This is a genomic window from Nonomuraea fuscirosea (assembly GCF_035917475.1).
GTDB classification, from domain to species: Bacteria; Actinomycetota; Actinomycetes; order Streptosporangiales; family Streptosporangiaceae; genus Nonomuraea; species Nonomuraea fuscirosea.
Genome location: NZ_CP109074.1, coordinates 1,937,616 through 1,960,541, shown reverse-complemented (window position 1 = coordinate 1,960,541; position 22,926 = coordinate 1,937,616). Strand labels below are relative to the sequence as shown.

The following is a 22,926-nucleotide window of genomic DNA, read 5'->3' as shown; positions in this document are numbered from 1 at the left end:
CCTGAGGCGACCGCGACCGCGTGGTTCACCGCAGGTTGCGGACTTTGCGCTTATGGTGGAATTCGCGGGGAAACGGGGAAGGCGTGCGGCAGGCTGACAAACCGAAGAGCGCCGGAGCGGTCCTCGGGTGGCTGGTGCTCTCGGCACTCGCCCCCGGGTCCGCCCATTTGCGCGCCGGATGGCGCAGGACCGGCCTCGTTCTCCTGTCCTGCTACGCCGCCCTGCTGCTGGCGCTGCTCGCCTTCGTCCTGTCCAACGACCTCGGCACCCTGGCCGGCTCGGCGACCCAGGACTCCTGGCTCACCGCCATCATGGTCGGCGGGATCGTGCTGGGCCTGGCCTGGTTCGCGCTGATCGTCCACTCGTTCGTGGTGCTGCGGCCCGGCCGTCTGGCGCAGTCGGGACAGGCCCTCACCGGCACGGTGGCGGGCCTGCTCGCCATCGCGGTGGTGGTGCCGTTCGGGTACGCCGCCCAGTCCGCCGGCACCTCGCGCCAGACCCTCGACCGGATCTTCACCGCCCCCGAGAACGAGGGCGAGCCGCCCCCGCCGGAACCCGAGCCCGAGGACCCCTGGGCCGGCCGGGAGCGCGTCAACATCCTGCTCCTCGGCGGCGACGCCGACGACAACAGGACCGGCGTGCGCACCGACAGCATGAACCTGGCCAGCGTCGACGTGAAGACCGGCAACACCGTGCTGTTCAGCCTGCCGCGCAACCTGGAGGACGTCCGCTTCCGCCCGGACACGCCGATGGCCCGCCGCTTCCCCGGCGGCTTCGACCTGCCGAAGGACGCCAACGGCGGCAGCAGCGACCTGCTCAACAGCGTCTGGGAGTACGCCGACGCCCACCCCGAGATCTTCGGCGGCAAGCAGCACCAGGGCCCGAAGGTGCTGATGGACACCATCGGCTACACCCTCGGGATCGAGGTCGACTGGTACGCCCTGGTCAACATGTGGGGCTTCGCCCGCCTCATCGACGCCATCGGCGGCGTGCGGATCAGCGTCGAGCAGGACGTCGTCTTCGGCAAGTACAACGAGGGCCTGGTCAAGGCCGGCACCCGCAGGCTCAAGGGCGCCGACGCCATGTGGTACGCCCGCTCGCGCACCAACTCCGACGACTACACCCGCATGCGCCGCCAGCGGTGCGTGCTCGGCGCCCTCCTCGACCAGGCCGACCCGGCCACGGTGCTGACCAGGTTCAACCAGATCGCGCTGGCCACCAAGGAGCTGATCAGGACCGACATCCCGCGGCCGATGCTGAGGCACCTGGTGCCGCTGGCGCTCAAGGTCAAGGACGCCGAGGTGTCCAGCGTGCAGTTCGTGCCGCCGCTGATCAACACCGGCTACCCCGACTGGGACAAGATCCGCGACATCGCGGAGAAGGCGCTGCGCGCGTCCAGCCGCGCACAGGCGCCCGTGGCGGCGTCGGCCTCCCCCGCAGCCACGCCCACGTCCACGCCGAGCCCCAGGAAGACCCCGAAGAAGCCGCAGGCCAAGGACGGCCAGGACCCGGCGCAGGGCCTCACGGAAGGCTGCGGCGGCTCATCCGCCAAGGGCTGAGGCCACCCGAGGGCTGGCGGGCCTCCAGCGTGCGGGCCAGCTTCGACAGCGACGCGTTGACCACCAGGTAGATCAGCGCGACGACCAGGTACGTCTGGATGAGCAGGCCGTTGTAGGCGGCCAGGACCTTGCCGCTGTAGAGCAGCTCCCCGTAGCTGACCACGAAGCCGAGCGAGGTGTCCTTCAGCAGCCCCACCGACTGGCTGACGATCGACGGCAGCACCCGCCGGGCCGCCTGCGGCAGCACGACCAGACGCATCGCCTGGAACCTGGTCAGGCCGACGGCCAGGCCCGCCTCGGTCTGCCCGCGCTCGATCGACACGATGCCGGCGCGGAAGATCTCCGCGTACGCGGCCGCGTTCGACACCGTCAGCGGCACGGTCAGCTTCCAGAACAGCGGCAGGTCCAGCCCGTACCGGGGCAGCGCGAACAGGACCACGTACACCAGCAGCAGCGCCGGGATCACCCGGACCACCTCGACGTAGGCGGCGGCGGGAGCGCGCACCCACGACCGGTGCGACAGCCGCCCCAGTGCCAGGACCAGGCCGAGCGCCATGGCCAGCGCCACGAGCGCCACCGCCGCCAGCGCGCCCGCGACGGTCGCCACCTTGATCCGCCGGCGGGCCTTCGGCCCCGGCTCGTCGAACAGCGCGGTGCTCATCGCAGGATCACCAGCCTGCGCTCCAGCCGGCCCGTGACGAACCCGGCCACCGACGCGATCAGGGCGTAGGCCACGCCCGCGCCCACGAAGATCGGGATGGGCCGCGCCTCCACCAGGTTCACCCGGTGCGCCGCCGCCGTCAGGTCCACCACCCCGACCGCCGCCGCCAGCGCCGTGTTCATCGCGGTCGCGATGACGATGATCACCGTCGCCAGCGGCGGCGCCTGCAACCCGATCTCCGGCAGCCCGAAGAAGGTCAGGACCAGCAGCACCAGCAGCGGCAGGTTCTGGAACGTCTCCACGTACGCCGTGCCGATCGCGCGCAGCACCCCCACCGGGCTCACCCGCAGGGCGCACACCAGCACGCCCAGCACCGCCGCGCCGGCGAACGACGTGACGGTGAGGTGGACCGTCACGATCAGCCCCTGCCACAGCTCGGGCAGGTGCTCGAAGAGGACCGGTATCAGGACCCCGGCACGGAGCCGATCCCCGGCGGCTGGGGAGCCTCACCGGTCACCACGGTGCCGATGGAGTTCTTCCAGATCCCCTGCCAGACGCCCGCGTCCTGGATCTTCTTCAGCCAGTCGTTGACGAACTTCTTGAACTGATCGTCGCCGTGCTTGAGGCCGATCCCGTAGGGGTCCTCGGTGAACGGCTTCGTCACGATCTCGATCGACGGGTCCTTCTTCGCGTCCGCGATGAGGATCGCCTCGTCCTGCACGTACGCCACGCCCCGGTCCTGCTTGAGCGCCTGGATGCACTCGGGGTCGCTGCCGAACGTGAGGATCTCCGCCTGCGGCGCCAGCTTCTTGATCGCCGGGATCGCCGGGGTGTTCGCGCCCGCCAGGACCTTCTTGCCGTTCAGGTCCTCCGGCTTGGCGATGCCCGTCGTGCCCTTCTTCACCGCGATCGTCAGGCCCGAGGTGTAGTACGGGCCCGCGAACGCCACCTGCTTCGCCCGCTCCTCGGTGATCGTGTACGTCTGGAAGACGGTGCCGTTGGCGAGCAGCGCCTCCCGGGTCTCCGACGCCGAGTTGACGATCTTCACCTTGGGCTCGCCCAGGATGTACGTGGCCAGCGCCTTGCCCATCTCCGCGTCGAACCCCTCGACCTCACCCGAGACGGGGTTCTGCTGCGAGAGCAGCGGCGCGTCCAGCGAGCCGCCCACGATGAGCTCGCCGCGCTGCTTGATCTTCTCCATGGTCGAACCGGCCGAGTCACGCGCCGAGCTGTCCCGCTTATCCGGCCCGGCCGCCTCCAGCGTCTCACTCCGCGTCGAGGAGCTCATCGACGCCGGCCTGCTCGCCGAATTCGACGAGCTCCTGACCGAGCACGTGCCCGCCGGCGTCCCCCTGCGCGGCGTCGGCACCGGCGTCCCCTGCCCCGTCGACCCTGTGACCCTGCGCGTCGTCACGCCGTCGCGCATGCCCGGCTGGAACGGCTTCCCCGTCGCCGAGCACCTCGCCACCCGCTACGACCTGCCCGTCCTGGTCGAGAACGACGCCAACCTGATGGCCGCCGGCGAGGCCAGATGGTGGCCGGGCACCGAGAACCTCATGGTCGTCAAGGCCGGCACCGGCATCGGCTGCGGCGTCATCGCGGGCGGCCGCCTGCACCGGGGCCGGGGCGCGGCCGGCGACATCAGTCACGTCCGCGTCCGCTCCGGCTCCTCGACCGTGTGCGCCTGCGGCCACCCCGACTGCCTGGAGGCGTACGCGAGCGGGGCCGCGCTGATGACCGCGCTCGCCGAGGCCGGCGTCACGGTGACCCGCCCGGCCGACATCGTCACGCTGGTCAACGACGCCGTCCCCGAGGCCACCAGCCTGGTGCGCCACGCGGGCCGGCGCATCGGCGAGGTGCTGACGGTGCTGGTGAACTTCTTCAATCCGGACGTGGTGGCGGTCGGGGGCAGCCTGTCGGCGGCCGAGCCGCTGCTGACCTCGATCAGGGCGGCGGTCTGGGAGCGCTGCCTGCCGCTGGCGACCAGGGATCTGGAGATCGCGCCGGCGCGGGCGGGCCGGGACGCGGCGTTGCGGGGGGCGCTGCTCCTGGAGGCCGCCCTTACATTGTAGATTTTTTATCGGCTTATATCGGTAGATAGAGGGTGACGTCGCCGTACAGACTGGGGCTCATGACGGGAGAGGACCTGGTGACGGCGGTGACGTGCGGCGAGAACGAGGAGGCCGGGCGGCTGCTGGAGTCCCGCCTCCCCGGCCCGCCGGACGGCCATCCCGCGAGTTGAGCCACCCCGCGAGCTGAGCCACCCCGCGGGTTGACCCGCCCGACCTTCGGCGAACGGCCTCCCGGGCCTGGTCAGGCCACGCGGAGGTCGTCTAGGGCGTTCCTGTCCCAGGCGATCCCCAGGCCGGGCTCGTCGGGCGCGACGGCGTGCCCGTCCTCGATCGGCAGCTCCGTGCGGGTGACGGCGCGCAACTGCGGGATGTGCTCCACGTACGTGCCCGCCGGCACCGCCGCCACCAGGCTGACGTGCAGCTCCATCAGGAAGTGCGGGCACACGGCCACGTTGAACGCCTCCGCCAGGTGGGCCACCTTGAGCCACGGCGTGATCCCGCCCACCCTGGCCACGTCCGCCTGCACCACCGAGGCCGCGCCGCGCGCCAGGTAGTCGCGGAACTGGCCGACCGAGTACAGCGACTCCCCCACCGCCACCGGGATCGAGGTCGACCTGGCCAGCTCCCTGTGCCCCTGGACGTCGTCGGCGGGCAGCGGCTCCTCGAAGAAGCCCACCTGGTACGGCTCCAGCGCGTACGCCCGCCGCCTGGCCTCCGCGTACGTCATGGACTGGTTCGCGTCGACCATGATGTCCATCCCCGGGCCCACGGCGGCGCGGACGGCGGCCACCCGCTCGGCGTCCTCCTCGGCCCTGGGGCGGCCGATCTTGAGCTTGACGCCGCGCAGGCCGGTCTCCTTGGCCGCGAGCGCGCCCCGTACCAGCTCCTCGGTGGACAGGTGCAGCCAGCCGCCCTCGGTGTCGTACACGGGGACGGCCCGGCGGAAGCCGCCGGCCAGGCGCCACAGCGGCTCGCCCGCGCGCAGGCAGCGCAGGTCCCACAGGGCGGTGTCCACGGCGGCCAGGGCCAGGGAGGTGATCGCGCCGACCGTGGTGGCGCGGGTGACCGCGAACAGCTCGCGCCAGGCCGCCTCCACGTCCCGCGCGTCGCGGCCCTCCAGCAGCGGCAGCAGGTGGTCGCGGAGCATGGACAGCACGGCCCGGCCGCCGGTGCCGATCGTGTAGGAGTAGCCGGTGCCGTCGAGGCCGTCGTCCGTGCGCAGGTCCACGACGATGGTCTCCTGCTTGACGAACGCCTGCACGGCGTCCGTCCTGACGGTCTCCACGGGCAGGTCGACCAGGGCGGCCGAGGCGTTGACGATCTTCGTCATGTCGATGGTCCCATCCGGAGGAAGCGGTCGCGGGCGGCGCCGAGGTGGTCGCGCATCGCCTGCTCGGCCGCCTCGGGGCCGCCCGCCGTGACGGCCTCGGCGATGCGGGCGTGCTCGGCCAGCGTGGGCTCGCCGCTGCGCCTGCCCTCGTACTCGATGCGGAACAGATGCAGGTGGCAGTGCGTGCGCTGGAGCGACTCGCGCAGCGCGGGGCTGCCGGACAGCTCGGCCACCAGGTCGTGGAAGCGCGCGTCGTGGGCGGCGATGGCGTGGTAGTCCTCGTACCGGGTGCCCTGCGGCGCCTGCGGGACGCTGTCCAGCTCGGCGCGCAGGCGGGCGGCGGCGCCGGGGCCGATCCGCTCGGCGGCCCTGCCGGCGGCCCACGGCTCCAGCAGCAGCCTGAGCTGATACAGGTCGGCGACCTGGGCCGGGTTGAGCACGGGCGCCACCGAATAGCCGCGCAGCGCCTCCTTGGTCAGCAGGCCCTCCGACTCCAGGGCCGAGAGAACCTCCCGCACCGGCGTCTGGGAGACGTCGAGGAGCCTGGCCACCGCGTAGATGTTGACCCGGGCGCCGGGCTCGAGCTCACCGTTCATGATCAGGCTCTTGACGCGCTCGTACACGTCCTCGGTGAGGACGCTGCGGCGGGCGGCGCGTACCGGCCCCTTCAGCTCACTGCCTGCCATCTCTCTCCTGTGACTCCACTTGACGTCCGTGGTGAACTCTAGGCAACATGTCCGAATTATCCAATAGGAAATTGTACTGAGGATCGCCATGGCCACAACTTCCCGGAGCACCGTCCACGGCCGGCTGCGCTGGTACATGATCAGTTACGTCTTCGCCGGGCTCGTCATCAACTACCTGGACCGGGCCAGCCTGGGCGTCGCGCTGCCGTTCATGGGCGAGACCTTCCACCTCAGCAAGACCGAGGAGGGCATGATCCTGGCGGCGTTCTTCTGGTCGTACGACTTCTTCCAGCTGGCCGCCGGCTGGTTCGTCGACCGGTACGGGCCGCGCAGGACGTTCACCTTCGCCGCCGTGTGGTGGTCGCTGTTCACCTCGCTGACGGCGCTGGCCACCAGCTTCGCCTCACTCTTCGGCGTACGGCTGCTGCTCGGCGTCGGGGAGAGCCCGGCCGCCACGACGAGCGCCAAGGTCGTCGGCCGCTGGTTCCCCAAGCACGAACGGGCCCTGGCCACCGGGATCTGGGACTCCGGCTCCCGGGTGGGCGGCGTCATCGCGCTGCCCATCGTGACGACGCTGATCGCCTGGCTGGGGTGGCGGTGGACGTTCGCGATCATCGGCGTGGCGGGGCTGCTGTGGGCGGTCGGCTGGTGGCGGGCCTACCGGGACCCGCAGGAGCACCCGAAGATCACCCAGGAGGAGCTGGACTACCTGCGTGAGGGCGGGGCCCGGGGGTTCGAGGGCGACGAGGAGGAGGACGGGATCCGGTGGCGGGACCTGTTCCGCTATCGCACGATATGGGCGATGATGCTGGGCTTCTTCTGCCTCAACATGGTCGTCTACTTCTTCCTCACCTTCTTCCCGACGTACCTGGTGGAGGAGCGGCACTTCAGCCTGCTCACGCTGGGCATCTTCGGGGCGCTGCCCGGGCTGGTGGCGATCGGCGGCGAGTGGCTGGGCGGCTGGCTGGCCGACCGCCGCATCTCGGCCGGCGACTCGGTGACGAAAGTCAGGAAGACGTTCATCGCCGGTGGTTTCCTGGTCTCGACCGTGATCGGGATCGCCGTGTGGGTGCCGGAGGCGTGGATGGCGCTGGCGTTGCTGTCGGTCGCGTACGCGGGCTCGACGTTCGCCGCCGCCAACATCTGGTCGCTGCCGGCCGACGTGGCGCCCGCCGACCGGCACGTGGCCTCGATCGGCGGCATCCAGAACTTCGCCTCGAACTTCGCCGGCATCATCAGCCCCATCATGATCGGCGTCCTGGTGGACCGGACGTCGTCGTTCACCGTGCCGCTGATGGTGATCTCCGCCGTGGCGCTGCTGGGCGCGTTCACGTACGCGGTGATCCTGAAGCGCGTCGAGCCCCTCGGCCTCCCCTCCACCGAACACACCTGACCGGCACGCCCGACCAAGGCGCCTGGTCGACGCGCTTGCTCGACGACGCACGTACATCTTCCGTGTCCGCCACCGTCAGGCGTTTCGGCCCTTCAGTGCGCCTGCGTCAGGCGGGGCGGTGGAAGATGGCCCGCCACCGGTGCCGCTCCCCTCCCCGCAGGTCCTCGATCTTGTCCGCCTCAAGCCCTTCACCGGCGAACGCCCTGATCTCGGACGGCGTCAGCGGCCACGGCGGCGCGAACACCGGCCCGTCTTCCTCCCGCCCGGTCGCGATCACCACCAACGTGCCGCCCGGCCGCACGAACCCGGCCACCGCCGCGATGGCCCGCCCGTGCAGCGGCTCCGGCAGTGACTGCACGGTCATGACCTCGACGACCAGGTCGAAGGCCCGGTGCCACTCCTTCGGCGGATCCAGCAGGTCGGCGACCTGGTAGCGCACCCGGCTGCCGGGGAAGCGCTCGCGGGCGAGCCGGACCGCCGACTCGCTCACGTCGAACGCCTCCGTCTGAAATCCGAGCCCCGCCACATATTCGGCGTCGTCGCCCAGCCCGGCCCCCACGACCAGCGCCCGCCCACGCGAACCCCCGGCACCCCCGCCGGGCACGCCGAACTGCTGGTCGCCCCACTCCGTCAGCAGGTAGTGGGGTGAGCGCGAGTCCCATGGGACGAGCGCGTCGCCGGTCGCCGACTCGGCGTAGAGCCGCTCGAACCAGCCGGTCGCGTCACCGGCCGCCAGCGACTCGCCGGCCAGCCGGATGGCGTCGGCCTCAGGATCGTCTCCGGTCATCGGCCCTCCGAGCATGAGCCCCCACGGCTCGCCTGACTCCGTCTTCCTGGACAGTTCTACCAGGTCCACCCGGTCCCCGGTCGGCCCGACGAGCACGCGCTGAGCGAACACGTGTTCGTGCGTGTAGCCCCGGCGGCGCAGCGCCACGTCGAACAGCGGCATGAGGGCGCAGACGCCGGGTGTGGGATGCGGGCACGAGCCCTTCTTGCCCCACCACTCCAGCTCGCCGGCGCGCCCCGCGACCACCAGCTCGACGACGTCCAGGTTCGTGGCGGGCCGGCCGAGGAGCCGGGTGGCGGCGTCGAGCACGGCCACGCGCCGTATCACCATGGGCGCGGTCCATTCGTGCGCGGGAAGCTCACTCAGCCGGTACGGCCTGGCGAACAGCGACAGGCTCACACCGCCTGCCACCCGGTAGGCCAGCACCTTGTTCAGCCGGAGGTCGAGCGCGGCCCCCACGCTCTCCAGAACGCCGCCGACCGAGGTGGGCGACCATTCGTCATCGCCCATGAGTCGTTCGCCACCACGAGAGTCGGCACCGGGCTCATCGCCGGACCCATCACCGCCGTGCTCATCACCGCCGTGCTCATCAGCGCCGTGCTCATCAGCGCCGTGCTCATCAGCGCGTGCACCGCCGCGCTCGTCAACGCGTTCATCGCCGTGCTCGTCAACGCGTTCATCGCCGTGCTCGTCAGCACGCTCACCGCCACGCCCGCCGCCGAGCTGAGCATCGGTCTCATCACCGGTCCGGGCGGGATAGCCGCCGCACTCGAGTTCGACCGCGTCGGAGAGGGCGCGGGAGAGTTCCTCGGCTTGCGGCCGGACCCGGGTCATCAGGTCGTCTTCCTGGATCTTCCACCGGAAGCTCTCATACAGGTCGGTCGGCCATCCTTTGCCCGCGAAGCTGGCCGCGTACCGGGTCAGATGCCACTGGAACGCCTGCCGTGCGACCAGTTCGGCACGCGTGGCGGCGAAGACGGCCTTCCAGCCGACGAGGGCGGCGGTCTCGGCCGTGAGGGCGTGCCGCATCGGCGCGCAGGCCGCGGCCAGCCACTCCCAGTCGCGATGGGCGCGCAGCAGGGTGACGGCCCACCGCTCGTGCCAGGACCACCGCTGGGCACTGATCAGCTCGCGCAGGATGAACGTGCGCAGTTCCTCCGCTCGCATCCCCAAGAGCAGGTAAGCGGCGATCATCAGTTCCACCCGCCCGTCCCTCTTGACGCGGACCCACACCCCCCGGTCGGCCGTCAGCCGCACCATCGGCAGTCCGTCGAGCCCGGCCAGCCGCCCGGCGTCCTCGATCACGGCGCGTAATCGCGGCTGGTCGTCCAGGGGAAGCCGCGGGCAGCTCCACTCATACGTACGCGGCACCCGGGCGGCCAGAAACGCCCACAGCACGGCGACCCACACCGCCACGATCATCAGGAGCCCGAAGCCGCCCAGGGCGGCGGCGGGCACAGTGAAGGCGGCTGCGACGGCGCAGATCACGACCGTGCCGATGACGATCTTCAGCGGCTCCGGAACCAGCCAGGCCGGATGCCTGGTCAGGAGAATGCGTAAGATCCGCTCCCTGGTCAGCTCCACCACATCCCCCTCGATATCCCGAAATTTCGGGACAACGGTAGGGGAACGTGATCACGCCGACGTCACACCCCCACCACACCCGGACGTCCGGCGGCCCCGACCTGGTGAAGGAGACGACTCCACCAGCATGCGGCGGGTCCGGGCCGCACCCGCGAAACGACTCCTCCGCGACCCGCCCGAGCACGGGCCGCACCCGCGGAACGACTCCTCCGCGATCCGCGGTGTCACACGCGGAAGGATTCCTTGGCCATCCGGTGCAGCCGGGTCTCGTCGATGTCGTGCCCCAGCCCCGGCTGGGTCAGCGGGACCGCGATCACCCCGGCGTTCGCGCCCACGATCGGCGTGACGATCTGGTTCTGGCGCGGCGGCTGCGTGACGTCGCACGGCAGGGTGCAGCCGGGCAGGCTGGCCACCGCCACCGTCGCCGCCCTGGCCAGACCGGCCCCCTGGCCGCCCGTGCACTGGATGTCCCAGCCGGCCGCGGCCGCGCGGTCGTGCGCGCGGCGTACCTGTGACAGCGAGGGGAAGGCGGAGGGCCGCAGCAGCAGGACGCGCGCGGCCCGCAGGGTCAGGTAGTCGTCCAGCTCGGCGGAGGAGCCCACCTCGACCGCGACCGAGGCGGTCACCTGGTCCTGGAGCGAGGCGTGCGAGTAGGTGTCGGCGACCGCGAACGGCCGTTCGATGACTTCAAGGCCGTAGGAGTCGAGCGCGAGCAGCTGGTCGAGGTCGGTGTAGGCGTTGCCGCAGTCGACGGCCAGGGTGAGCGCCGGGTACGCCTGCCGCACCGCGCGGATGGGCTCGACGTCCCAGCCGGGCCTGACGTCCACCGTGACGTGCCCGTATCCGGCGCAGACCTGCTGGTTGACCCGGGAGACCAGGCTCTCGACGGACGAGTCGGGGGTCAGCCGCACGGTCGCCATGAGCGAGGTGCGGGTGCCGCCGATCGCCTCGGCGAGCGGCACCCCGCGCATCCTGGTCCACAGGTCCCAGCAGGCCATGTCGACGGCCGGCTCGCCGGTCGGCACGGTGTCGGGATGCTCCCAGTCGATGCCGATCAGCTGGGCGGCCAGCGTCTCCTCCAGCTTGGCCCAGGTCTTGGCCGGAGGCGAGGTGGCCTCGCCCCACCCGGTCATGCCGCCGTGGTCGGTGAGCTTGACGAGCAGGGTCTCCGACTTCCTGCCGTACGGCAGCAGCAGCCGGAAGACCTCGAGCTCCCGCACTCGCGGCATGAACCCCCCTTTTATGACGCGGCTTCCTCCATAGTGCCCGGTGCCGAGGAGTGCACGAAACGCGGGGCCAGCACTACGGCCACGACGGCCAGCGCGACGGCGAAGGCGAGACCGGCCGCGTAGTTCTGGGCGGCGGCGGTGAACAGGGCGCCGCTGACCGCGACGGCCATGACGGTGAACACCGACTCCCCCACGCCCACGGCGGCGGAGTTGTCGCCCTCCTCACCCTCCTTGGACATCTCCAGCACCAGGACCGACACCGTCGGGTGCAGCGCGCCGATACCGAGCCCGACCAGGGCCATCGCCACGTACGCGACCGCGAGCGGCACCTGGTCGACGAGCACGAGGCTCACCATCGCGATGCCGGCCGCGATCAGGGCGGCGCCGCCGCGGATGGCCGTCAGGTTGCCGATCATGCCGCGACCCTTGATCCACGAGCCGGTGGACCAGCCGAGCGCCCCGACCGTGAGCACCACGCCCGCGCCGGTGGCGGTCAGGCCCCGCTCGTTCATGAGCATGAGCGGGATGAGCACCTCGGCCGCCGTGTACGAGCCGAAGGCCAGGCCGCGCAGGACGGGCCCCGTCGGCAGGCCGCGGGCGGCCCGCAGCGAGCCGGGCAGCAGCAGCTTCGGCAGGGAGATCACCAGCAGCGCCACGCCGATGGCGAGCAGGGGCAGGCCGGCCAGCTTGAGCGCGCTGCCGTACTGGATCAACGCGGCGGCGATGGCGGTCAGCGTGGCGTAGACGAGCTTGCGTCCGAGGCCGGAGGCGGGCTCGGTGGTGACGCCGGCGGCGATCTTGCCCGCGGTGCCGCGCCAGAGCAGCAGCGCGGCGGGGATCACGATGACCGTGACGCCGAGGAAGATCAGCCTCCAGTCGAGGTTCTCCACCACGAAGCCGGCGATGGCGGGGCCGACCATGGAGGGCACCACCCACGCCGCCGAGAACAGGGCGAAGACCCGTGGATGCATCGCCGGCGGGTAGACCCGGGCGACCAGGACGTACAAGGCGACCTGCGTGAATCCCATCCCGATGCCCTGCACGAACCGGCCCGCCACGAACAGCTCCATCGTCGGCGCCAGCCCGGCCAGCAACAGCCCCGCCACGAACGCCGCCACACCCGTCGCGATCGGCGGGAGCGGCCCGCGCACGTCACTCCACCGTCCGCCCAGCACCGTGGCGATCACGCTGGCGGCCAGCGTGGCGCTGAAGGCCAGGTTGTACAGGTGCATGCCGCCAAGATCACGCGCCACCACGGGCATGGCCGTGGCCACCGCCATGGCCTCGAACGCCTGCAACATCACCAGGGCGACCAGCCCGACGCTCAGCGCCCGGTATTGAGGGGCCACCACGCTGGGGGCCGCCGCCGCCGTCTTCTCCATCGTCGTCGTCATACCGGAAAGCTATGGCCAGACCCCTGACCGCACATCGGGCCCGGGGCCTAGGCAATTCGGCCTAAGGCGCCCGCGCCCGCCGCCCGCGCCCGGCCGTCAGGGGTCGCGCGGCATGCGGGCCTCGATGCCGTCGAGGATCAGGTCGAGGCCGTAGCGGAAGCGCTGCTCGCCGTCGTCGGCGATCAGGTCGTCCACGTGTTTGACCAGGTACGGGAAGCGCTCCGGCGGGATCGCCCGGTAGTAGCCGGCGATCTGGGCGACGAACGCCTCGAAGTACTCCTCGGGATCGTCCATCCCGGCCGCCCGCATCCGCGCGTAGTGCAGGGATGCCTCGTAGGCGTCGCCGGTGATGTAGAGGGAGAGGCGGTCCATCGCCACGGCGGCCTCCCGGGGCGCCATCCCTGCCTCGACGAGCAGCCCGAAGAGGAACTCGCCCGCGCGGATCGAGTGCTCGCCCGTCGGGATGGTGGCCAGGGCGGCCCTGGCCACGTCGGCGTGCGCGCCCAGCACGCGGTGCACCTCCAGGGCGTACGCCCGCAACTGCTCCTTCCATCGGGCGGGGTCGCGCGCGGGCAGCCTGATCTCGCTGAGCACCCGGTCGTAGATCAGCTCGAGCAGCTCCTCCTTGCCGGCCACATGCGCGTACAGCGAGGCGGGGCCGGTGTCGAGCTCCTGGGCCACCCGTCTCATGCTGAGCGCGTCGAGGCCCTCGACGTCGAGGATGCGCAGGCCGGTATCGATGATCAAATCCTGGCTGAGCTGCCGTCTCGGCTGCGCCGGCTTGCGCGACCTGCGCCACGGGGGCGCCGGGACCTCGCCCTCGCCACGTTCCTTCCGATCCACCATGCACTCACTCTACCGCGAACGCCGTACTTGACACGAACGGTGTTCGCGCTTAAAACGGTGTTCGTAACGAACAACGTTCGTCCGACACGAACACCGTTTCAAGGAGTCCCTCATGACCGTCATCGCCTCAGCGGAGGCCACCGGTGTCCAGCCCTATCGCTGGCGCTGGGCCGCGCTGTTCGTCATCCTGGCCGCCGAGGTCATGGACCTGCTCGACGCCCTCGTGACCGTGATCGCCGCCCCTACGATCCGCAGGGAGCTGGGCGGCAGCGAGAGCCTGGTGCAGTGGCTCGGCGCGGGCTACACCCTGGCCATGGCCGTGGGCCTGATCACCGGTGGCCGGCTCGGCGACCTCTACGGCAGGAAGCGCATGTTCGTGATCGGCGCCTTCGGCTTCACCGCCGCCTCACTGCTGTGCGGCGTCTCCGGCAGCCCTGAGCTGCTGATCGCGGGACGCGTGGTGCAGGGCCTGTTCGGCGCCGTGATGCTCCCGCAGGGGCTGGGGCTGATCAAGGAGATGTTCCCGCCGGAGGAGCTGGGCAAGGCCTTCGGCATGTTCGGCCCGGTCATGACCATCTCCTCCGTCGGCGGCCCGGTGCTGGCCGGCTGGCTGGTGGACGCCGACCTCTTCGGCACCGGCTGGCGCATGATCTTCCTGATCAACCTGCCGCTCGGCCTGGCCGCCGTCGTGGCCGCGCTGCGCTTCCTGCCGGAATATCGCCTCTCGAACGCCACCCGGCTCGACCTGCCCGGCGTCGCGCTCGTCTCGGCCGCCGCGTTCCTGCTCATCTTCCCGCTCATCCAGGGCCGCGAGTCGGGCTGGCCGGCCTGGACGTTCGTCTCGATGGCCGCCTCCGTCGTGCTCTTCGCCCTCTTCGGCCGGTACGAGTCCCGCCGCGCCAGGTCCGGCCGGGACCCGCTGATCACCCCCAGCCTGTTCCGCAAGCGCTCCTTCAGCAGCGGCCTCGTGGCCGGGCTCGCCTTCTTCTCCGGGATGATCGGCTTCGGCCTGGTCTTCAGCCTCTACACGCAGCTGGGCCTCGGCTTCACCCCGCTCCAGGCGGGCCTGGCCGCCCTGCCCCAGGCGCTCGGCGGCGTGGCCGGCTTCGGTCTGGCGATGTCCGGGCTGCAGACGAAGCTCGGGCGCGGCCTGATGCAGATCGGCACCCTCGTGATGGCGGCGGGCGCGGCCGTGCTCGCCCTCACCATCCACCTCACCGGGGTCGACGTCTCCACCTGGCAGCTCTCCCCAGGTCTGGCCCTGGTCGGGATCGGCATGGGGCTGACCATGGCGCCGTTCTTCGACATCGTGCTGGCCGGGGTCGAGCCGCACGAGACCGGCTCCGCCTCCGGGGCGCTGACCGGCATCCAGCAGCTCGGCGGCGCGGTGGGCACCGCCGTGCTGGGGACGCTCTTCTTCGACCTGCTGGCCTCCGGCTGGGGGTTCGGCGCCTCCATGCAGGCGACGGTGTGGGTGGAGGTGGGGTTGCTGGCGCTGACGTTGGCGCTGACGTACCTGCTGCCCCGCCACGCCCGCCCGGAGTCCGAGCCCGCGTGACGGCGCTCAGAGGGTGGTGTGGCGTTCGGCCCACTGGGTGATGTCGCGCCGCTCGATCGCGGCCGCCATCAGGTCGGGGAAGGCGTCGGGCGTGCACGCGAACGCGGGCACGCCCATCGCGGCCAGCGCGGCGGCGTTCTCGTGGTCGTAGAACGGCGCCCCCTCGTCGGACAGCGCCAGCAGCACGATCACCTGGACGCCGGCCTGCGTCATCGCCGCCACCCTGCGCAGCATCTCCTCCCTGACGCCGCCCTCGTACAGGTCGCTGATCAGGATGAAGATCGAGTTTGCCGGCCGGGTGATCAGTCCTTGTCCGTACGCGATCGCCCGGTTGATGTCGGTGCCGCCGCCGAGCTGGGTGCCGAACAGCAGCTCCACCGGATCATGCAGCCGGTCGGTGAGGTCTGCCACCGCCGTGTCGAACACCACGAGCGACGTCTTCAGCGCCCGCATCGAGGCCAGCACCGCCCCGAACACGCTCGAATACACCACCGAGGCCGCCATCGACCCGCTCTGGTCGATGCACAGCACCACCTCGCGCTGCACCGACCGCTGCCTGCGGGCGTAGCCGACGAGGCGGGAGGGGACGACGGTGTTCCGCTCCGGCAGGTAGTTCTTGAGGTTCGCCCTGATCGTCCGGTCCCAGTCGATGTCGGCCACCCGCTTGGGGCGGTGGGTCCTGGCCGACCGGTCGAGCGCCCCGCTGACCGCCGCCCTCGTCTTCTGCGCCAGCTTGCGCTCCAGCTCCGTCACCACCTTGCGCACGAGGGCCCTGGCGGACTCGCGGGCCTGGTCGGGCATGACCTTGTTGAGCGCCAGCAGGGTGCCGACCAGGTGGACGTCCGGTTCCACGGCTTCGAGCATCTCGGGTTCGAGGAGGAGCCTGGTGAGGTTGAGCCGCTCGATCGCGTCCTTCTGCATGACCTGGACGACGGTGGAGGGGAAGTAGGTGCGGATGTCGCCGAGCCAGCGGGCCACCCGGGGCGCCGACGCGCCGAGCCCGCCCTCCCTGCCTCCCGGCGCTCCGTCCTCCCGGCCGCCCCGGTCGTAGACGGCGGCCAGCGCCGCGTCCATCTGCGCGTCCACGCCGTCCAGCCCGAGCCCGGTGCCGTCGGCCGCCCCGCCCCCGAGCACCAGCCGCCACCGCCGCAGCCGCTCATCCGCCGCGTCCATCCGTCCATCTGCCGCGTTCATCGGTCCATCCGTCCGCCTGCCGCGTCCATCCGTCCGTCCATCCGTTCGTATGCCACGTCCATCGGTGCGTTCATCCGTCCGTCCCTCCGATGATCGACAGGACGGTGGCGACGGCGGCCGCGGCGCGGTGCTCGTCCACGTCCTGCTCCCGGTCGGCGTCGTCGCGGCCGGCCGAGCGGAGCCGTTCGCCGATGGATCTGCGTTCCGGCGCGGCGAATCCGCCGAACGTACGGCGCAGCAGCGGCAGCACGTCGATGAACTGCTCGCCGGACAGCCCCGTCAGCCAGTCGTCCACCAGGCCGAGCAGGCGCGGATCATGCACCAGCAACAGCCCTCCCCCGGACAGGAACCCCTCCACCCACGCCGCCGCCCGCGCCGGAGCCTGCCCCCGGGACATCGCCCTGGACATGCGGTCACCGGCGTCGTCGAGCTCACCCGAGTCGAGCAGGATCCTGGTGAGCCGGCCCTCGATCAGCCCGTGCAGATCCTGCCGGTCACTGATGCCGCGCAAGGTGCCCATCCACCGGCCACGCGGCGACACCGCCGAACCGGCCTCCTCGACCACATCGGAGCGTGCGACTCCCGATGGCGGCGCACCAGAAGCCGCCCTCTCTTCCGGCCCCGCGCCCTCGGGAGCCGCCGTCTCCTCCGACGGCGCGGTCTCGGGAGCCGTCGTTCTCCGCGGTGACGTGTTCTCGGGAGGGTCGGTGAGGAGGGCGACGGCCGAGTGGACCGCGTCCACGTGTTTGAGCAGGTCGGCCGCCGCGTCGTCGTCCAGGCCCGTCACCGCCACCGGCAGCCCGACGCAGATGCGTTCCAGCATCGAGCGGACGATCACCGCCAGCCCGTCGGCCGAGGTGCCGCGTACGTCGCCGTAGCGGTGGGCGCGCACCATCGCGGGCAGTGCCGCCATCAGGTGCGTGACGTCCGTGTCGAGCGCCGCCTTGGCCGACAGGGCCGCCAGCACGCCGGGCAGCGCCTGCGGCAGGTCGGCCAGCAGGCACTGTTCGACCAGCGAGGTCAGGTCGGCCAGCGTCGCCGACGGCGCCCCGGCCAGGTCGCGGGCCCGCTGGGCGGCGGCGGACGGCACGGTGGTGCCCAGGGCGGCGTGCTCGATGAGGGCGAGGTCGTGCTCGGGCCGCCACTGGAGCGTCCACGTCTCCCTGAACGTCCCCTTGCCGCGCGCCCGCACCGGCGTGCCCCAGCCCACCCCGAGCAGCCGCAGCCGGTGCAGCAGGTGGCTGCGGTCGAGGTCGAGGGGCTTGCGCAGGTCGAGGTCGATCTCGCGGTCGAGCGCCTCCGGCCTGAGCTTCAGCCGCCGCTGCCGTTCGCGCAGGTCGCGCTGGAGCGGCACCATCGGGGTGCCGTCGGAGACGTGGCCGAGCCGGTCGCCGACGACCATGCGCCGCTGGATCAGCTCCACGGCCAGGTCGTCGCCCTCGCACAACACCGCCCTGGCCGCCTCGGTGACCTCGCCGAGCCCCGCGAGTGGCCGGCCGCGCAGGGCGGCCAGGCTGCCGGCCAGGCGTACGGACTCGATGACGTGCGCGGACGAGACCGCCAGCCCCTCGTCACGCAGCACCGCCGCGGCCGCGGCCAGCCACCGCTCCACGGGCCGGTCGGGGGTGTCGAACAGGTGGTGGTACCAGCCAGGCGAGGTGATCCCCGCGCCGTAGCCGCTCCAGGAGGCGAGCCTGCCGTACGTCCACGGCACCCAGGTCAGCTCGGCCTTCACCTTCGGCAGGCCGCGCAGAACGGCGTTGTCCGCGGTCACGGACGGCAGCGGGCCGGTCAGCGCGGGCACGTGCCAGGCGCCGCAGACCACCGCGATCCGGCCGAAACCCTGCTTGATCGCCGCGCGGAGCGTCTTGCGCATGTACGCCTCGCGCCTGGCCTCCCGCTCGTCCGGCCGGTATCCCTCGCGTACGGCGGCCATGGCCTCGGCGATGACCTCGAACGGCGTGTCACCGCCCCGGTGCTCGACGACGTCTTCCCACCAGCGCTCGGGATCGTCGTACCCGGCCGCGCCGGCCAGCGCCCCGATGGGATCCCCCCGCATCCCGGTCACCGCCGCCCCGTCAGGCCCCGCTGCCTCTCCCTCGGGTGCCGCCGTGCCGGGCGGCTCCGTTCCGGGCTCAGGGCCGCCGGGGTCGGCGTCGGGCGGAGCGTCGGCCAGGGAGTGGGCGGCGGGCAGGTCGCAGAAGCGTACGGGGACACCCGCCGACGTGCCGTACCGGATCGCCTGCCACTCCGGCGAGAACTCCGCGAACGGCCAGAACGCCGCCCGGGCCGGCGCCCCCGGCACGTGCGCGAGCAGCGCGACCGGCGGCTCCAGACCGGGCGCGTGCGTGACCAGGGCGTCGGCCTCGGGCGGGCCCTCGATGAGGATGACGTCGGGGCGCAGGCGCTCGAGCTCGCGCCGCACGGCCCGCGCCGAGCCGGGCCCGTGGTGGCGTACGCCCAGGACGGAGACGCTCATGAAGTCTCGCGGCACGCGCGGTAGAAGTCGCGCCAGTCGGAGCGTTCGCGCACCACCGTCTCCAGGTATTCGCGCCACACCACCCGGTCCGACACGGGTTCCTGCACCACCGCGCCGACGATCCCCGCGGCCACGTCGGACGGCCGCAGCACCCCGTCGCCGAAGTGGGCGGCCAGCGCGATGCCGCTGGTCAGCACGGAGATGGCCTCGGCCGTGGACAGGGTGCCGCTGGGCGACTTGAGCTTGGTGCGGCCGTCCTCGGTCACGCCGGCGCGCAGCTCTCTGAACACCGTCACCACCCGCCGGATCTCCGCCAGCCCCGTCGTCGTCTCCGGCAGCTCCAGCGAGCGGCCGAGCTGGGCGACGCGGCGGGCGACGATGTCGACCTCCTCCTCGGCGGTGGCCGGGACCGGCAGCACGACGGTGTTGAAGCGGCGGCGCAGCGCGCTGGACAGCTCGTTGACGCCGCGGTCGCGGTCGTTGGCCGTGGCGATCACATTGAAGCCGCGCTCGGCCTGGACCTCGCGGTTGAGCTCGGGGATCGGCAGCGTCTTCTCCGACAGGACGGTGATCAGGGCGTCCTGGACGTCGGACGGCATGCGGGTCAGCTCCTCGACCCGGGCGACGCGGCCCTCGGCCATGGCACGCATCACCGGCGACGGGGTCAGCGCCTCGATGGAGGGGCCCTCGGCCAGGAGTCTGGCGTAGTTCCAGCCGTACCTGATGGCCTCCTCGGCGGTGCCGGCGGTGCCCTGCACGAGCAGCGTCGAGTCGCCGCTGACGGCGGCGGCCAGGTGCTCGGACAGCCACGTCTTCGCGGTGCCGGGCACGCCGAGCAGCAGCAGCGCGCGGTCGGTCGCGAGCGTGGCGACGGCCACCTCGACGATGCGCCGCGCGCCCACGTATTTGGGGGTGACGCGGTCGCCGTCGCCCAGGATGTACGTGGTGACGGCCCACGGCGAAAGCTTCCAGCCGGGTGGCCTCGGACGGTCGTCGTCCTTGGCCAGGAAGGCCAGCTCCTCGGCGTACTGGTCTTCCGCGTGCGGGCGCAGAACGGTCATATGGGGAGCTCCTTGTACATGTCAGCGCGGAACCGTAGCAGGGCGGCGACCTGCTGGATGGGCTCCGCGGGTGAGAAGTCCTCGGCCAGCTCGTACAGGGCCGGGTCGATGTGCTCGCCCGCCAGCTTGACCAGCTCGCCGAGGTTCCACGGCTGGGTGGCGGCGACTTTCACGATCTTGCGCAGCACCGCCGTGGCCAGGCCCTCGCCCCAGAGGGACGACACCCCGCCGAGCACCATGATCAGCTGGCTGTCCAGGTCGTGGTTGTGCACGAACCGGGCGGCCAGCTCCTGCTGCTCCACCGGCGGAAGGGATTCGAGCAGGTCGGCGATCGGGTCCCAGCCGAACATCGCCCGCGCCCACTCGGGGTTTCGCTGCAGCACCGCGGCGCGCACCCAGGCCGCCTTCACCTCGGCGTCCCAGTCGGGGATCCGCATCGCGAGCAGTTCGGCCGGCGGCCGGTCCCAGAGCGCCAGCGGGGCGCGGGCGATGACCTGCTGCAGCCACCAGGCGCGCTCGCCGATGCCCCTGGGCGGCTTCTGGCGCACGCCGTCGCGCTCCATCGCCTTGTCGCAGACCGTGGGTGCCTCCACGGCGATGACCTCACCGCCGCCGCTCTCTCGCCGGATCGTCACGCAGGCGCGCACCCGCTCGGCCATGCGCCGGGACATGCGCGAATCGGGCAGGCGGGTCAGCAGGTTGGCCGCGGCCTGGCGCACCTCCCTGCGCCGGTCGTCCAGCGCCTGCTCAAGGAACGGCTCGTCCTCCATGCTCAGCCCCTCGGCCAGCACCTCCACGAACCCGGCCCGGTCGTCGGGGGTCTCGCGCTCCCACGAGCTCTCCAGCAGCCGCCTGGCCCCGGCCGGATCGGCCGCCCTGAGCGTGCTCAGGTGAGCCCGCCGGTCGGCGGCGCCGCCCAGCTCCCACGTCTCGCCCGTGGGCTCCTCCAGCAGGTAGTCCCAGGCGGGGTTGAGCCCGGCCAGCCAGCGTCCGCGCCGTCCCGCGAGCACGCCGAGGTGCACCCTGATCGAACGGTCGCGCCGGCCGCGGTCGAGCAGGTCGGGCAGCGCGTACGCGGGCACCCTGCGGCCGGTCGCGGCGGCCGCGGCCAGCCACTCCGGCAGCAGCCGCTCGTGCTCGCCACTCAGGATGCGGACGAGCCGTTCGGCCGCGCGCCTGCCGACCGCCTCCCGCTCCTCCTCGGGCGCTCGCTCCAGCCGCCCGGTCTCGCCCGCGCGCCGCCCGGCCCGCTGCCGCGCCACTTCGACGGCCGCGGCTTCGAGCAGGTCTCCGGGGTACGGCCGGCGGTCGGTGCCCACGAGCGCCGTGGAGGTCAGCTGCTCCCAGCCCGTCATGCCAAAATCACCGCCCTTCCCTCGTCGTCCCAGGTGGTCAGGGGTCTCAGGCCCTGCGGCGTCCATTCGACGGCCACGGTGAGCGGCCGCCCGCCGGACACGGCGATCAGCCGCCAGGGGTCGCGGGAACGCGGGTGCCAGGGCAGGCCACCGATCTCGGTCCGGCCGGGAACGGCTCCGGCCAGGACGAGCGGCCAGGACTCGGTCCACGGATCTTCGGCCAGCGCCCGCGCCACCTCGTCCAGCGCCTCGTCCACCGCCACCCCCGGCGGCACGGCCCAGAGCCCCGCATTTCCGGACGATTCGGCCTGCGACGGTGTGGCCTCCAACGCTGTGGCCCTGGAGGTTGGGCGGAGGGAGGGGGTGGTGTCGGGTGTCGGGGTGTCCGGGAGAGGTGGGGTGAGGATGGCGTGGCGGGTGGCGACCAGGGCTCGCAGGGGGGCGGCGCCCGGGTAGTAGGTCAGGTCGGCGTCGATCGTGGTGCCCGTCACCAGGGAGGCGTCCAGCGCCTGGCCCTGGGGGGCGAACGACAGGATGAGGGCGGGGCGGCCGGTGCGGCGGCCCCGTAGCCAGACGCGGCGTGCCGTCAGCCGGTCCTGTTGCTCGTCACGCCGTCCCAGGACGTCCCAGTGGTCGCGGACCACGGGGCCGGCCAGCACCTCTTCCCTGGTGACGGGGAAACCGGTGCGGATCAGCACGGTCTCGGCGAGCGGCCCCGGCAGGGCGGCCCGCCGGCGGTAGGCGACGGCGAGCAGGTCGATCAGCGCGTATTCCTCCAGCAGCCGCCCCGGCCAGCCCTCCTCGGCCCGTACCCGGGCAAGGCGGGAGACGACGCCCGCCACACCGGGGGCCTGGGCGTCGATGAGCCGCTTGGCCAGCCCCTCCCAGTCGTGCTCGGCGGCTCCGGCCAGCCCTTGACGCACCTGATCGGCCAGCCACCGCTCCAGCTCGCCGAGCCCAGCGGCAACCCGCCCATGCCGCACGCTCTCCGCCCGCCCGGCCCCACCACCCCCAGCCCTCTCCACGCCCGAAGCCGCCCCACCGGATCCAGGCCCTTCTGTGCCGGGCCGAACCACCTCACCGGTTCCAGGCCCCTCCATGCCTGACCGCGCAACTCCGCTGGTTCCAGGACCTTCCGCGCCTGGCCGGGCCGCCTCACCGGCTCCAGAGCCTCCCCGGCCAGGCCGGGCCGTTCCAGCGGCGGCCGATCCCTCCGTGTCGGGTGGAACGTCGTCGGTGGGGCTGGCTGACACCCCGTCGGTGGCGTCAGCGCGGGTTTCGGCGCGGGCGGCTTCGAGGCGGGCGGTGGACTTGGCGGCGCGGGCGGCCCTCCCCTCCATCCACTCCGTCACCCACTGCGGGGCCGCCGCCAGCTCGGGGACCCCGTCGGCGGACCAGAGGAGCAGCAGCCCGAGGGCGTGCTTGCAGGGGAACTTCCGGCTCGGGCAACTGCACCGGTAGGCGGGCTCGGTGAGGTCGACGCATGCCAGGTAGGGCCTGGACCCGCTGCCCCGGCACTCCCCGAACACGACCAGGCCCGTCGTGCCGTTGGACGACCATCTGCCCGGCGCCGACACCCCCTGCGCCGCCTTGCGGGACGGCGCGTCGGGGGCGAGGGCGAGGACCTGATCCCGGCTCCACCGCTGCATCACCTGCCGCAGACTAGCCAGCCTGACCGACATTTAGCAGCCCTGGCCGCAAGACGGTCCCACGCTCGGCACTGGCCCGGCGTCGGCTC

General features: G+C 72.2%; 18 protein-coding genes. 4 read left to right on the top strand and 14 right to left on the bottom strand.

Features of this window, described 5'->3' with window-relative positions; translation table 11 throughout:
• Window positions 1-83: 83 nt before the first annotated feature.
• The gene (locus tag OIE67_RS08810; protein ID WP_326638423.1) at window positions 84-1,559 is read left to right on the top strand and encodes an LCP family protein; all 1,476 of its coding nucleotides are present in this window, start codon (window positions 84-86) and stop codon (window positions 1,557-1,559) included.
• Here the strand turns inward: OIE67_RS08810 and OIE67_RS08805 are convergent.
• Genes OIE67_RS08805 through OIE67_RS08795 form a run of 3 tightly spaced genes read right to left on the bottom strand, consistent with a single transcriptional unit; the run spans window position 1,522 to window position 3,421 of the window.
• Window positions 1,522-2,220, bottom strand: coding sequence for an amino acid ABC transporter permease (locus tag OIE67_RS08805; RefSeq protein WP_326638421.1), 699 nt, complete (start codon window positions 2,218-2,220; stop codon window positions 1,522-1,524). The two genes, OIE67_RS08810 and OIE67_RS08805, sit on opposite strands and share 38 nt — an antisense overlap.
• A complete protein-coding gene (locus tag OIE67_RS08800; protein WP_326645265.1) occupies window positions 2,217-2,654 on the bottom strand; it encodes an ABC transporter permease subunit in 438 nt (145 codons plus the stop codon). The genes OIE67_RS08805 and OIE67_RS08800 overlap by 4 nt, the downstream gene beginning before the upstream one ends.
• 29 nt (window positions 2,655-2,683) lie before the next feature.
• The gene (locus OIE67_RS08795; protein WP_326638419.1) at window positions 2,684-3,421 is read right to left on the bottom strand and encodes a glutamate ABC transporter substrate-binding protein; all 738 of its coding nucleotides are present in this window, start codon (window positions 3,419-3,421) and stop codon (window positions 2,684-2,686) included.
• On the opposite strand from OIE67_RS08795, the gene OIE67_RS08790 reads away from it, so the two are divergent.
• Window positions 3,420-4,292 (top strand): ROK family protein, encoded by an 873-nt coding sequence (locus OIE67_RS08790; protein WP_326638417.1) that lies wholly within the window; start codon window positions 3,420-3,422, stop codon window positions 4,290-4,292. The two genes, OIE67_RS08795 and OIE67_RS08790, sit on opposite strands and share 2 nt — an antisense overlap.
• Before the next feature lie 241 nt (window positions 4,293-4,533).
• On the opposite strand, the gene OIE67_RS08785 is transcribed toward OIE67_RS08790, so the two are convergent.
• Both OIE67_RS08785 and OIE67_RS08780 read right to left on the bottom strand, forming a co-directional pair.
• On the bottom strand, window positions 4,534-5,622 hold the full coding sequence (locus OIE67_RS08785; RefSeq protein WP_326638415.1) for a mandelate racemase/muconate lactonizing enzyme family protein: 1,089 nt from the start codon (window positions 5,620-5,622) through the stop codon (window positions 4,534-4,536).
• Window positions 5,619-6,308 carry a GntR family transcriptional regulator gene (locus OIE67_RS08780; RefSeq protein WP_326638412.1) on the bottom strand — a complete coding sequence of 230 codons (690 nt, stop codon included), beginning with the start codon at window positions 6,306-6,308 and terminating at the stop codon, window positions 5,619-5,621. Before OIE67_RS08780 ends, OIE67_RS08785 begins: the two co-directional genes overlap by 4 nt.
• An 88-nt stretch (window positions 6,309-6,396) precedes the next feature.
• Here OIE67_RS08780 and OIE67_RS08775 point away from each other — a divergent pair, with 88 nt between their 5' ends.
• Window positions 6,397-7,701, top strand: coding sequence for an MFS transporter (locus OIE67_RS08775; RefSeq protein WP_326638411.1), 1,305 nt, complete (start codon window positions 6,397-6,399; stop codon window positions 7,699-7,701).
• Between the two features lie 106 nt (window positions 7,702-7,807).
• Here OIE67_RS08775 and OIE67_RS08770 read toward each other — a convergent pair whose 3' ends face one another.
• The 4 genes from OIE67_RS08770 to OIE67_RS08755 form a co-directional block, all read right to left on the bottom strand.
• Entirely contained in the window at window positions 7,808-10,075 is a 2,268-nt protein-coding gene (locus tag OIE67_RS08770; RefSeq protein WP_326638410.1) for a class I SAM-dependent methyltransferase, read from the bottom strand.
• Between the two features lie 221 nt (window positions 10,076-10,296).
• Window positions 10,297-11,301, bottom strand: a complete 1,005-nt coding sequence (locus tag OIE67_RS08765) for an enolase C-terminal domain-like protein (RefSeq protein WP_326638408.1) — start codon at window positions 11,299-11,301, stop codon at window positions 10,297-10,299.
• A gap of 11 nt (window positions 11,302-11,312) precedes the next feature.
• Window positions 11,313-12,695 (bottom strand): MFS transporter, encoded by a 1,383-nt coding sequence (locus OIE67_RS08760; RefSeq protein WP_326638406.1) that lies wholly within the window; start codon window positions 12,693-12,695, stop codon window positions 11,313-11,315.
• Between the two features lie 96 nt (window positions 12,696-12,791).
• A complete protein-coding gene (locus tag OIE67_RS08755; RefSeq protein ID WP_326638404.1) occupies window positions 12,792-13,541 on the bottom strand; it encodes a TetR/AcrR family transcriptional regulator C-terminal domain-containing protein in 750 nt (249 codons plus the stop codon).
• 112 nt (window positions 13,542-13,653) lie between these two features.
• Here OIE67_RS08755 and OIE67_RS08750 point away from each other — a divergent pair, with 112 nt between their 5' ends.
• Entirely contained in the window at window positions 13,654-15,099 is a 1,446-nt protein-coding gene (locus OIE67_RS08750; RefSeq protein ID WP_326638402.1) for a DHA2 family efflux MFS transporter permease subunit, read from the top strand.
• 6 nt (window positions 15,100-15,105) lie between these two features.
• Here the strand turns inward: OIE67_RS08750 and OIE67_RS08745 are convergent, their stop codons facing one another.
• The 5 genes from OIE67_RS08745 to OIE67_RS08725 form a co-directional block, all read right to left on the bottom strand.
• Window positions 15,106-16,272: a VWA domain-containing protein gene (locus OIE67_RS08745; protein WP_326645263.1), complete on the bottom strand. Its 1,167-nt coding sequence runs from the start codon at window positions 16,270-16,272 to the stop codon at window positions 15,106-15,108.
• Between the two features lie 91 nt (window positions 16,273-16,363).
• On the bottom strand, window positions 16,364-18,772 hold the full coding sequence (locus tag OIE67_RS08740) for a DUF5682 family protein (protein ID WP_326638400.1): 2,409 nt from the start codon (window positions 18,770-18,772) through the stop codon (window positions 16,364-16,366).
• Window positions 18,769-19,833 carry an ATP-binding protein gene (locus OIE67_RS08735; RefSeq protein WP_326638398.1) on the bottom strand — a complete coding sequence of 355 codons (1,065 nt, stop codon included), beginning with the start codon at window positions 19,831-19,833 and terminating at the stop codon, window positions 18,769-18,771. Before OIE67_RS08735 ends, OIE67_RS08740 begins: the two co-directional genes overlap by 4 nt.
• On the bottom strand, window positions 19,830-21,188 hold the full coding sequence (locus tag OIE67_RS08730; RefSeq protein WP_326638396.1) for a DUF5691 domain-containing protein: 1,359 nt from the start codon (window positions 21,186-21,188) through the stop codon (window positions 19,830-19,832). The genes OIE67_RS08735 and OIE67_RS08730 overlap by 4 nt, the downstream gene beginning before the upstream one ends.
• The gene (locus tag OIE67_RS08725; protein WP_326645262.1) at window positions 21,185-22,837 is read right to left on the bottom strand and encodes an SWIM zinc finger family protein; all 1,653 of its coding nucleotides are present in this window, start codon (window positions 22,835-22,837) and stop codon (window positions 21,185-21,187) included. Before OIE67_RS08725 ends, OIE67_RS08730 begins: the two co-directional genes overlap by 4 nt.
• Window positions 22,838-22,926: the final 89 nt, after the last annotated feature.